At 28.8% G+C, this 11,767-nt stretch carries 13 protein-coding genes; 9 read left to right on the forward strand and 4 right to left on the reverse strand.

The features are described from left to right. The first annotated feature begins 170 nt into the window (after positions 1 to 170). The 9 genes from ACWJKE_RS18270 to ACWJKE_RS18310 all read left to right on the forward strand — a co-directional run bounded on the left by ACWJKE_RS18270 (position 171) and on the right by ACWJKE_RS18310 (position 6,201). Positions 171 to 524, forward strand: coding sequence for an uberolysin/carnocyclin family circular bacteriocin (locus ACWJKE_RS18270; protein WP_462959381.1), 354 nt, complete (start codon positions 171 to 173; stop codon positions 522 to 524). Positions 525 to 1,243: 719 nt separating this feature from the next. Next, positions 1,244 to 1,672: a hypothetical protein gene (locus ACWJKE_RS18275; RefSeq protein WP_462959382.1), complete on the forward strand. Its 429-nt coding sequence runs from the start codon at positions 1,244 to 1,246 to the stop codon at positions 1,670 to 1,672. Continuing rightward, complete coding sequence (locus ACWJKE_RS18280; protein WP_462959383.1) at positions 1,669 to 2,157, forward strand: hypothetical protein; 489 nt, start codon at positions 1,669 to 1,671, stop codon at positions 2,155 to 2,157. The genes ACWJKE_RS18275 and ACWJKE_RS18280 overlap by 4 nt, the downstream gene beginning before the upstream one ends. Positions 2,158 to 2,159: 2 nt before the next feature. Next, positions 2,160 to 2,759: an ATP-binding cassette domain-containing protein gene (locus ACWJKE_RS18285; RefSeq protein ID WP_462959384.1), complete on the forward strand. Its 600-nt coding sequence runs from the start codon at positions 2,160 to 2,162 to the stop codon at positions 2,757 to 2,759. Next, entirely contained in the window at positions 2,746 to 3,237 is a 492-nt protein-coding gene (locus ACWJKE_RS18290) for a hypothetical protein (protein WP_462959385.1), read from the forward strand. Before ACWJKE_RS18285 ends, ACWJKE_RS18290 begins: the two co-directional genes overlap by 14 nt. A gap of 18 nt (positions 3,238 to 3,255) precedes the next feature. Beyond that, on the forward strand, positions 3,256 to 3,456 hold the full coding sequence (locus tag ACWJKE_RS18295; RefSeq protein WP_462959386.1) for a hypothetical protein: 201 nt from the start codon (positions 3,256 to 3,258) through the stop codon (positions 3,454 to 3,456). A gap of 978 nt (positions 3,457 to 4,434) precedes the next feature. Next, a complete protein-coding gene (locus ACWJKE_RS18300; RefSeq protein WP_462959387.1) occupies positions 4,435 to 4,650 on the forward strand; it encodes a hypothetical protein in 216 nt (71 codons plus the stop codon). A 250-nt stretch (positions 4,651 to 4,900) separates the two neighbouring features. Then, entirely contained in the window at positions 4,901 to 5,401 is a 501-nt protein-coding gene (locus ACWJKE_RS18305; RefSeq protein WP_462959388.1) for a tyrosine-type recombinase/integrase, read from the forward strand. 131 nt (positions 5,402 to 5,532) lie between these two features. Then, on the forward strand, positions 5,533 to 6,201 hold the full coding sequence (locus ACWJKE_RS18310; protein WP_462959389.1) for a hypothetical protein: 669 nt from the start codon (positions 5,533 to 5,535) through the stop codon (positions 6,199 to 6,201). 35 nt (positions 6,202 to 6,236) lie between these two features. On the opposite strand, the gene ACWJKE_RS18315 is transcribed toward ACWJKE_RS18310, so the two are convergent. The 4 genes from ACWJKE_RS18315 to ACWJKE_RS18330 all read right to left on the reverse strand — a co-directional run bounded on the left by ACWJKE_RS18315 (position 6,237) and on the right by ACWJKE_RS18330 (position 11,173). Continuing rightward, positions 6,237 to 7,307 (reverse strand): replication initiation protein, encoded by a 1,071-nt coding sequence (locus tag ACWJKE_RS18315; protein WP_462959390.1) that lies wholly within the window; start codon positions 7,305 to 7,307, stop codon positions 6,237 to 6,239. Positions 7,308 to 7,576: 269 nt separating this feature from the next. Continuing rightward, complete coding sequence (gene mobV / locus ACWJKE_RS18320; protein ID WP_462959391.1) at positions 7,577 to 8,656, reverse strand: MobV family relaxase; 1,080 nt, start codon at positions 8,654 to 8,656, stop codon at positions 7,577 to 7,579. A gap of 1,078 nt (positions 8,657 to 9,734) precedes the next feature. Next, positions 9,735 to 9,908, reverse strand: a complete 174-nt coding sequence (locus tag ACWJKE_RS18325) for a hypothetical protein (protein ID WP_220287634.1) — start codon at positions 9,906 to 9,908, stop codon at positions 9,735 to 9,737. 743 nt (positions 9,909 to 10,651) lie between these two features. Then, positions 10,652 to 11,173: a hypothetical protein gene (locus tag ACWJKE_RS18330; protein ID WP_220287643.1), complete on the reverse strand. Its 522-nt coding sequence runs from the start codon at positions 11,171 to 11,173 to the stop codon at positions 10,652 to 10,654. Between the last annotated feature and the right edge of the window lie 594 nt (positions 11,174 to 11,767).

Raw genomic sequence — 11,767 nt, forward strand, 5'->3', positions numbered from 1 at the left:
ATAGACCCAAAGTGAAAGTAACACAATTACCATTGTGTTACTTTCACTTTGCGATTTTTTTTTTATGTATTTTTTTATTAGTACAAAAATCATTTACAAATTTACAATATTATTATATTTATGTATTAAAAATTCCTTTTCATGATATAGATATTTACTTTTATACTTAGATGTGTTATAACAATTATAGACAAGCTTGTCTAATATATGAAAAATCGGGGGAGGGATTTATTGTGGTAAAAAGAATTGACGTTTCTTACAAACCAGTATTGTGTTGTTCTGTTATTTTAGCAACATTTTCTGCACTTACATTATTTGTTTCACCTCTGCTTGCTGGGGCGTTAGGAGTAAGTGCATCATCTGCCGGTACCGTTGTTAGTCTTATAAATGGATATTCAACCATTACAATGATAATGTCAGTCATTGGAATAGTAACCGGAGTTGGATCAGTTGGATCTGGTATTGCTTCTACTGTTCTGTACCTTATCAAGAAAAAGGGAAAGGCAAAAGCAGCCCTATGGTAAAATCAATGTTGCATTTTTTGCAACAACGATTCAAGTTTTACGATAAGAGTGTATATGGTCGGCTCAATTTAATTGGGACGACCATTCTCTATTCGTTAGCAATAGCCGTTGTTGTTATTGAGCACAATCAAATCTCTTTTAAGCTTTTTCGAATACTTGTATTTGGCTTATTTTTTAGTTTAGGCACACTAAATATAAACAATTTGGTTCTTCCGTATAAGACAAGATATCCATATACAATTTATTCAGACAAGAAAATTGTATTAAAACACATTTTTTTTGTAACTATATATGGATTTACTCCTCAACTATTAGTCTTTGGAATTGCAATTTTTATATTATCTATTCTTGGAATGTACGGAATCGTGCTTTTTTTAGTTTTAAGTGTTATGATATCTTATCTATCTCTGTTAACTTCTGGAATAATATCATTAATATCTAGACTACTTATTTTAATTACTAGTGTAACTGTTTATTACAATTTAGATTATTTAACATTTTTAAGTTTAGTGCTAAATTTTATCATTGTTTGGACGGCAATTAGTACAAATATTATTTACCAGAAAGCATGGATTAGAAAATTTTTTTCGAGGTCTCCCAAATATCAAATAATACCAAGATCTATTTTTATTCAAATTTTTCGATTGCTATGTGAAGCGAGATATTTAGCTTTTCTATTTAGTGGTATTTTAATTTTTATAGGATATTGGAGCCAGCAATTGATTGATAAAGTTTGGGAAATACCAGTAATGCTGCTTATATATTCACTTTACATATCAATAGCTGAAATCCTTGTAGGAAATAGTTTATCTGAAGTATTGATTGATTCCTCTAGAATTTCATTGTTTAATGTAAATAATCAAATCCAAACATCAAGAAAATTCATGACCAGCTCATTTTATTTGGAAGCTCTTTTGGTTTTTTTGATAGGCCTTGCACTGACTCCAGGAATATTTTTTCTTAATGGAATGTGCACCATGTTCATCCTACATATTATTTTTTTACCCTTAACATTTTTCATAGGGTTTGTGTACTTCAGGAAAAGTGAATCAATAATTAGTGGAGAAAATAATAAAATATTTAAATTTACGTTACCATTGTTATACCTCCTATTAACAATGATTGTAAGCTTGATGAGCAACATATGAATAAAAAATATAAATTTTTTATTATCTATTATATTAGTTTTGTAATTGTGAACGTGATGATTGGTATGTTTTTAGGGTTTATTATCAAGGGTAACTTTTTCAATACGAATCCAGTGGCTGCGGGAAACATGTTTGCTTTGAACATACTTCAATCTAATTCAAGGAATTTTCTAACTTATTTGTTTATTCCAATATTTTCCCCGTTGTTTCAGGCAATTGATTTAATCCAAACATCTTTTAGTATCACTATAGGCATTCGAACGATTGGACTAATACAAACGTTAAATCGATTATTGCCACATGCACTGTTAGAGATACCTAATTTTATATTTTATCAGGGAATTAGCCAATGGATTTTGTTCAATCTAGTTGTTACTAAGAACATTAAACTTGTGATGAAGAAAGAAAAAAACTATTTAAGGTACTATGTTGCATCGTATATTGTTTTAATCATCGCAGCAATTATAGAGGGATATTGGGGGTAAATATGTGTATAAAAATATCTAAAAAAACAAAATCATTTAATGGTATAACTGTATTGGATAGTATATCGCTAGATTTAAATAACGGAATTTATAAATTGTCTGGGCCAAATGGAAGTGGAAAAAGTACTTTAATCCGAATAATTGCGGGATTTGATAAATTTGATGATGGATTTAAATTTCCTAATAGAACTAATACCTTATATCTTACTGTGGATCCGATAGGGATTTCTCCGTTTTCGATTAGAGAAAATATAGAGATCCTTTGGTATGCATTTGGTATTACTCCAGAGGATAAGCTAATATATAGAGTGGAAAAATTCTTCCAAATTAATTTAGACACACCATATGGGAAATCATCAACAGGGACAAAAGCAAAATTAGGGTTATCTTTATTATTTGCTAAACAGTGGGATACGATTCTACTTGATGAAGTATTATCACCTTTGGACGCTGAAAGTGTTGAATATGTTGTAAAAGAGTTAATAAAACAAAGTAATAAATCAACAATACTCTATGTCTTCCATAATTTGAACAATAAATTACTTGAAGAAAACTCATGCATTTTAAATATAGTAGGAGGGGAAATAGTTGAAGAAAAATAAAATTATCAATGGAGTTATCTTTGCCGTTGTGTATTGTTTTGTTACTGCCGTATACATTTGGTTGTTCGTTAACTCTGGTAGTTTAGACACGGAACTTAGGGAACTTGATAAAATTACGAGTAATGTTGATGCTAATGTAATAGTCTTGATCATAACAACTATTTTAACGATAGGCAGTCTATTAATTGAGTACTTAATTGCAAAATTCTTGTTATTCATTTTTTTTAGAGAAAATGCAAAAAAAGCAGAACTTTCTGACGCCACTATTCCGAAGATTATAGTATATGTTTTAAATATATTAATTCTTTTATTTTTATCTATGGACTACGTTAAATTTTTTAGCATTACTGCAATTATTGGTTCGTTTATAACATTTTTATTTTTTGAACGCAAAAATAAAAATTTATTCTCATCAGTCGTATTTGCAGCTCCATTTTTAGTTGATACAATTTATTCTGCATTTAAAGCATTTTTGTAGTAAAGGGGGGCACCACACATGCTATACAAGCTTAGATATTTAATTATAGCAATTGTATTTCTTATCTTAACAAAATTGATTATGCCAATTTCTCGATTTATGAATTGGAATATAGCAAAAGAAAGTCAAGATTTAGTGGTAATTATTTTTGGTTCATTAGCTATTATTTTTTCATTAGTGGCAGCAGTTTTTGGCATTAAAGAAAATCACCGTCAATGAATGCTATAGCAAACAAAAATAAGAAGAAACAATAAATTGAATAAGTATAAATCTGTAATTAGGGGTCTCGCCAACATAAGTCTGAATCACACCAGTAGAAATTTTATAAACATCTACGTAAAGTTAAATGTATTTTACGTAGATGTTTATAAATAGTTTATTATACTTTACGAATACATTTTATAGCTTTTTTTAACTCTACATAAAGGTATACCTTTACGTAGAGTTATTTGTTTAAAATTAAACCTATCATATATCAGATTTATATAAGTATTGATATTACTTAGTTTAAGGTTATTGTCTAGTCCTGTTGGTGTGCTTCAGAGAAATGTTGGCGAGACCCCATGTAATACGATTTGAAGCGTATTACATATCTTTTCATTATTAGTTAAAAAGCACCGCCGCCGCCTGCACCGCCGCCACCGCCACTGGATCCGCCACTAAATGGAAACCATATCCACATCCACATGTTGTAATCACCTCCTATAATATACATATTATAATTATAATTTCGACATCAGAGTTGAAAATCCTTCTTGAATTAAAAAAACAATTATATACGGGTACAGCCGACATAAGTGCAAAAATAGGCCACATGCTGATAATAATATCCATCATGTGGCTATATCTTGTTTTATAGGTGTTTCATCAAGTCTATTTATATTTGAAACATTTCATATATCCTTTTTAGGGGTACGGCAACCATTCATGTAAAATAGGGCCACTTCCCATTTTATGTAAAAAATTAAGGTTTTTTCATTTATTACTGTGCGCCAAGAGTAGAAAAATGCTCTTGTTTTATTTTTTTGTAAGAGCACCATAAACGACCGTTTATAGTTCTTAATTGCTAATTAGGTAGGTGAGACCTATTAATGCTATATTAACGGGTTCTATAACTCAGTACCATAATCAAAGTACTGATATATCTATAATTTAACGTTTATGGTACTTTGAAATTTCAATAATAATTTCAAAAAAATGTTAAGTGGCCCTAAATTACATGAATGGTTGCCGTATGCCATTAACGCTTGTCCTCAGAAGGCTTTAACTGGTTATCAATGGAATATAGGTACAAAACGTGAAGAATTAATTAATTATAAATTATGCAATCAGAAAAGAAGCCTTTATTTAAAAACACATCATAGAAAACATTCTTGTGGATTGTGTATGGTATCATGTCATATTGGAAGATAAAAAAATATTAAGGTTGCTTCGCCTTCTTCATATTTATCGTCATAGCAGCCACAAAATAGTAGTTCGTTTTTGATTTATAGTTCATCAAAAATGAAGAATACTGTCTTGTGGCTGTTTTTTTTACGAATCACTTCACTACCACTTATATTTAAAAACTGTTTTAATATATCAGTGTTTGGGAATATATGTCTTAACGTGGTAAATTTACGCTTTGCGGTTACTACCCCGGGATAGAGAAAAACTCGAAGAAATGAAAACAGAATTATTGAAAACAGGATATAAAAACTACTTAATGTTTGTTGTCGGGATTAATACGGGATTGAGGATCAGCGACATGTTAGAACTTAAAGTTAAGGATTTGAGGGATCAAACGCATATTAAAATAATAGAGCAAAAGACAAATAAGATAAAAAGATTCCTAATAAATTCGCTATTAAAAATAGAAATAGATAAATATATTAAAACAATGTTGGATGAAGAATACTTATTCCAGAGTAGAAAAGGCGAAAATAAGCCCATTAGTAGAGTCCAGGCATATCGAATACTTAATAGTGCAGCGGAGCATATTGGGCTTCAAGAGGTAGGCACTCACACCCTAAGAAAGACCTTTGGATACTGGCACTATAAACAAAATAAAGATGTTGCACTACTTCAACAAATATTTAATCATTCCTCACCTAGTGTTACTTTAAGATATATTGGAATCAATGAGGATATAAAGGATAAGAGCATAGAAAATTTTTATTTATGATAATATAAATATATAAATATCAGAGGGTTTATTATGACCTTCTTTTTTATTTTCAATTTTTAGAGGACTTTTCAGCAAAACACAGAATATTAACACCGAGTAACTATAAGTAACTATTAATAATTCAAGAGGTGATTAAAATAGGAAACCCCAAAAAGCTTAATATTTCATTAGAAAAACTAATTTTCATAGCGTTATCTATAAACAAAAATACAATTTCAAATAAAAGTAAAATAAAGGAAGAAAAAATACCTACTGATAAATTTATAAAACGATTTGAAATTAACCGAAAGGATTTTTCATTTACAATAAAAGATACTGAAATTAAATATAATAAATCAACCTTTTTATATGATATCCCCGAAGGTTTAGCAAGTAATAATAAAGTTACAAACGTTGATATAATGCCAACTGAGCCTAATAAACAACAAAGTAACTATAAAGTAACTACCGAAGGTAAACAACAAAGTAACCAAATAGTAACAACTATAGAAAAAGAGCAACCCATTAGAACAAATTTAAAAAATCTTCCTGTTGAGCTTAGAAAAATAATAGATCAATCATCAGAAATAGAAGAAATGTTGTATTGGTATAGACACCATAAAGATGATGATAAAATTATAGAAGTACCTGAAATTGACGTGAATCACGGCGACCTACAAGGAGAACTGATGGTTAGAAGTTTCAAAACTTATGCGAGAGTATTGGATAAGTTCGCAATCTTTTGTAAAGGCAAAAAAGAAATGCAGAAAGATTTAATTGCACTCGCATTAGTAGAATTTATGAATACATATAAATAATTCCAACATTTACTAGAAGAATTTCAAATAGATCATCAATAGTTCCCTTGCTGAAATTCTTCTCCAACCTCATCCTTTTCTTTGTCATTCCAACCTAATAATTTATTTTCTAATGATGGATCAAAGGGTCTTTGCTCATAATCATTAAAGGTGCCAGTTTTACCCTTTCCCTTTTGTGTTGTGTAATCTTCTTTAATAGCTTTAATTACCCAACCTACTATATTATCAATTTTATCTACGTTTTGAGATAAAATATATTTTTCATTTATAATATTTATATCTCCTTTTGCAGTATCTAACAATCTTTTAGCCTGCAACCCTGTTATTACCTCTTTGAATATATTTTTAACATTGTTTATTGACGCTCTAAATTCTTGTTCTTCTTGAAGTGTAGGTTTGTCCTCCCTAGTAGCACAAACTTCATCAATAGGCTTTTTGCCTGATTTTATAATGAATTTTAAACTTGTAACTTTTCTACCATATCTCGTTTCTTCAAAATCAAAACTTATATCCGTTAATTTTTTTAATTCTTTTTGAGTAGCTTCAAGTATAAATCTTCTGAAATCATAATATCTAGGGTATATATTTTCAACCTTTAAAAGTTGACGTAAATCATTAATATCAATATCAATATATCCCTGTTTCTTAAATTCATTACATTTTAAAATTTCATATATTCTAGGAGAATATTTGCTTTTCATTGAAAGAATATTAACTAGTTTATACTGCGTAAACATAGTGTTTAGTTGTATCATATAAGGTTTCAACTTAGGAGAAAATTCTAATTCAACGATTCCAGTTCCTTTTTTATAAGTTGCAGAGCTTAACCATGCAGCTTGAATAATAGTGTCTTCTTCTTCTATTTCAAACACTTTTTTCATAAGTTCTTTAGTTATTTTAGGTATTTCAGTATATTTTGTTTTAGTACTAACGTTTAAAAGTTTCATAAAGTCAGCTATTTTAAAAGTATATGGTTTAAATTCTTCATCTTCTGGTTGAACCATACTAGCTAGTGTAAGTATTAGTTTTTGCTCCTCCAAACTTAAGTCGTAACTCGTATTCATAATAAACCAATTTGATTTTTTAACTATATAATTTTTATCCATATAATCACCCCACAAGAATATATTACCACATTTGAAACGAATGTCAACAGGTGTCTTCGTTCTCGTTATTGGGTACGGAACCTTCGTCATTGGGTACGGAACCTTCGTTATGAGATTTCATTTCGGGTACGGAAAGCTCGTCATTGGGTACGGAACCTTCGTTATGAGATTTTTAAAGCTAGTCATATCAATGCTTACAGGTACCTCTAAAACACTTAAAACAAAGTACTGTAAAACATTTAAAACAACAACTGTAGTTGTTCTCTTTTTTATAGTTCTAATTCTTCTCTTTTATTTCTTCTTGAGATCTTCTCAGTTTCTTTTTGATCTTTTAATTTTTGCTGAACTTCAGGCATTAAATTATTTTTTTCTAATGTGCTAGCCATTACTTTATATTCTTTTATTAAATTTGCCACATTGTCAGTTAACTTTCTATTTTCTTTTTTTAATTTAGAGTATTTATCAAAGTACTCTGTGAATCCTTTATGATAACTTAAACTATCACCGCTCAAAGAGGTATTAACTTTTTTTAATTCATTCAAGGAGTTTTCATTTAACACACATTTTTTAGCTAAACTCATTATTTTATTGAAGTCGACCTCTTGGAGTGTTACTTTAGACCCTATAAGGCTCTTTTTAACGCTTGTTTGTTCTAGATTGGATATATTAGTCGTTAAATTTTCTAACGTCTTAGATTTAAGATTAAGCTTGTTATAAGCCTTGTTAAATTCAACTTCACTTTTTTTCAACTCTTCTTGCTTAGTTTTAATTTTAAAGTCTTGAGTATCCAAATGAATTTTTTTACTACCGGCTTCACCTCTTTGAACATCAAACCCCTTACTTTGTAAAAACTTTGGCAATTCAGATTGTAATTGTAATAGTGATTTACGATTAAAAAGAATCTTAGCAGAAAGTCTTCCTTCTTTGGTTAGAGGCACACTACAAAGGTGCATATGTGGCGTGGTTTCATCCAAATGTACGGTAGCTGCTACTATATTTTTTTCACCATATTTTTCTTTTAAGAATTCATAAGTCTGTTTAAAGAACTTCGATTGATCTTCCAGGGGAAGCTTTTTGAAATATTCATTGTCAGAAGTTATTAAGGTACTGGTCATTACTACAGCATCTTTTCTAATTCCTTTATTGACACTATAACCATCTTTAATTATTTCTTTAACTTTGTGATTATAGTTAATATGTTTCTCATTATGTAAATCATAATTTAGAATTGTACGGTCTTTATTTATGTCCTTATTTTTACTGTTTTCACTTTCTCTTTGGTTGTGAATCTGAGTTCCTTTTACATCATTTGTTTTGAATTTCTGAACGTGACAAATTAAATAGCTCAAATTAAATGACCTCCCCATTAGTTAAATTTAACTAGTCGCTTTATTTTAAAAGGAGCGAAGCGACCTAAACTTTAGAGTAAAGTATAGCACATTATACTTTACTATCGTAAAATTCGTGCTCTCCGAGAGGATAAGGATAAACCCCTAAAAAACATAAAAAATTGATATATGTATGCCTGTTTTGCATTTTATAAGTGGACATAATCATTAAATAGTATTAAAATATACTTAGGTAAACATTACAAATTCATATACATTTTTACTGAAACTACATGAATCAATTCCAATTTCATTCAAAACGGACTATGTTTTTACATAACAAACATAGCATCCTCAATAGATATACGATATTACAGTTTCACTCAAAAAGTATGTTGACAAATAAACACAAAACAGCAATAAAAAATCGCAAGCGACCGTAAATAAATTTACTTTTTTAATTGCATGCATTTATTTGTCAACATGTCTAAGTTAATTAAGTTTTAGTTGAATTTTAATTAACCCAATAGCACATGTAAAAAAACTATATTTGTGTATTTCATCACAAAGAGAAAAAATGTACATGTGGTAATAGCTTTGGAAGTTAGGCTATTACAAGTTATATTAGGTACATAGGACACCTTCGGTATACAATAAGGAATAAAACTACCTTAACTTTCCCTGCGGTCAACTTACTTCTAAAAACTTTTGCAAGCAAAAACGAGCCGACAAGTCGGTTTTGAGAAGACGTTATTGTTTTATTCCATTGTTAAATATCAATAAGAATATATCTTAAAAACATAGGTAAAAATAATGTTATTAGTAGATTACTTGATAACTTATTTATTAAAGATTTTTTAAAGGTCACTATTATAAATCTAATAGTGGCCTTTTTCATTTTTATATCTAAATTCTATATTCACTTTTAGAATTTCTTAAATTTATTTTTTACACGCATGACGTTTTTATTTTTATAAATTTTTTCAAAATTTCGCGCGGACTATGTTAATGGTGTATAAGTGCACCATTTTAAATAGCCCCAGAGTGAAAGTAGCACAATATCAATTGTGTTACTTTCACTCTGGGGCTATTATGTAATCTATTCATTCTCAAATTTTCTAAATACTTCAACAGAAACCAAAACAAACACTATTAAGATGCTAATCGCATAAAAATAGTGACCAGATTTTATATTCAATAATCCCATTATGAGCGAAATCAGAGCAGATATCATAAGTGATATTTTTCCTTTTACTTTGTATTCTTTTTTCATAACAAATGTCCTCCCAACTAATATAAATAATTTGTGCTTACTCAATTAAGTACACACTGTAATACAATTACATCATAATTGTACCATAGCTTACTGCTTTTTAAAGTAAGTAAGGTTTTGCCAAAGATATTAGCTCTACCCATCGTACTTCTATGTTGTTAGCCTCACCTTAATATTTTTTCTAGGTCATTAATTTCATCACTAATATAAGCTTTTTGCTCATAAAATTTAAAGATATAACTTTAAATTTTAGAATCTCGATAATCTTATTTAATTGCTTTGAGCCTCTAAATCATTATATTACCCATATTAGTTATATTTTGAGCTTGATCATATTGTTTTGATGATATTTATGTCACCTTTTCATTATCTAATATATATTTACTCTCTTCAGACAGCCCAATACGATACAATAACCTCCCCTCCCTTATAATCTCTGTAAACTATTTTCCTTTTTCAACTAAGGATTGTTTGAGAAACAAAATAACAAGTAAATAATAAAAAGGTTTATTATAACAAAAACTACGCAATATGAATTTGCGTAGTTTTTGTCGCGTTTCAATTATCTCTAATATGTAAAAGTAGAAATCATAAGGCTTTACTTATTTGCTTTTAAATATATTCATAACAAATATTTAAAATAATAAATATAATTAAACATACGATAAATTTAATTAGTTCATTTAAAATAAATACAGTTTCTATATGTATACCATTAGAAATTTAAAGAACTATTAATCATTCTAAATTACAGCATAAACTATACCTTGTGCAATATAACCACAAGTACTAGCTAATACATGTGGAACATATTTTGACAAATAATCTGTAACTATACTATGCACTTCATCAAGTGGTCCCATTAGAACGTAAGTATTAAAAGCTCCAACAAAGGCTCCTTCTGAAACTTTAGCTGCAAGCGCTCTTGGAAATGCATGATATATTTTTTTAGGCAAAACTACTTTTACATAGTGTTTCCCTAACTTTTTAATTAGTTTTGATGCTACTGTTGCAACTCCTCGTTTTGGTCTTGAGTTAGTTTCTGTAGGATTTTGTATAGGTGCTTCTTGTAAAATTTCTGATGCAGTAGAATTTATTATTTGATCTAGTTCACAATTGGTTAATTCGGTGTAATTTGTATCCTTCACCATGATTTCAGTAGAAGTTTCAGCAGCAAAAACATTAACTGTTGGTATTAATGTAGTACTAATCATTACACTTGTTAAAATTGGTATTATTTTTTTTAATAAGATATTTTTATTCATACTTTTCCCCCTAATATATTAATAGAATTTGGAAACCCTTAAACATCCATATATCTCAATCCCGGAGGGATAACTTTTATTCGCCCTCCTAAAATTTCAAACAAAAATTTTAAAGCTCCTTATATTTTTAAAAAACCACTTAACAAAGTTGGTAGAATTTAAGGTGCTTACTATAGTGGTATTAATTAACAAATAGATTGTGTGTGACATTATCATGTTAAATATCAATTATCCTAAGTACGGCAACGCTATGTATATAAATGGTATAAAATGATTATAAAACATAAAATGTCATAATTTGAGCTAATGTAATCTTATACCACAGTATATGTTTTGTCAATGTTGAAATAGTAACCGCAAAGCGTAAATTCACCACATTAAGACACGTATTATCAAATAGTGATATATTTAAAGTAAATATTGAATATACCAGTATTAATTTAATATTTTTATCGAAGATTTTATATTACTATCTTAGTTAGCATTATCAATACTATACTTGTACTTTAACTAACTTGTTTTGAGCAAAAAAATAAGAGCTTTATCATTTAGTGATTAAACCCTAGATATATCAATGCTTTACATTGATATTAT

It is taken from the genome of Clostridium sp. CM036 (genome assembly GCF_055081135.1).

Coding starts and splice junctions, on each gene's coding strand:
- ACWJKE_RS18270 (WP_462959381.1), top strand. CDS start 171: ATGTGTTATAACAATTATAGACAAGCTTGTCTAATATATGAAAAATCG.
- ACWJKE_RS18280 (WP_462959383.1), top strand. CDS start 1,669: ATGAATAAAAAATATAAATTTTTTATTATCTATTATATTAGTTTTGTA.
- ACWJKE_RS18285 (WP_462959384.1), top strand. CDS start 2,160: ATGTGTATAAAAATATCTAAAAAAACAAAATCATTTAATGGTATAACT.
- ACWJKE_RS18295 (WP_462959386.1), top strand. CDS start 3,256: ATGCTATACAAGCTTAGATATTTAATTATAGCAATTGTATTTCTTATC.
- ACWJKE_RS18300 (WP_462959387.1), top strand. CDS start 4,435: ATGTTAAGTGGCCCTAAATTACATGAATGGTTGCCGTATGCCATTAAC.
- ACWJKE_RS18305 (WP_462959388.1), top strand. CDS start 4,901: ATGAAAACAGAATTATTGAAAACAGGATATAAAAACTACTTAATGTTT.
- ACWJKE_RS18315 (WP_462959390.1), bottom strand. CDS start 7,307: ATGGATAAAAATTATATAGTTAAAAAATCAAATTGGTTTATTATGAAT.
- ACWJKE_RS18325 (WP_220287634.1), bottom strand. CDS start 9,908: ATGAAAAAAGAATACAAAGTAAAAGGAAAAATATCACTTATGATATCT.
- ACWJKE_RS18330 (WP_220287643.1), bottom strand. CDS start 11,173: ATGAATAAAAATATCTTATTAAAAAAAATAATACCAATTTTAACAAGT.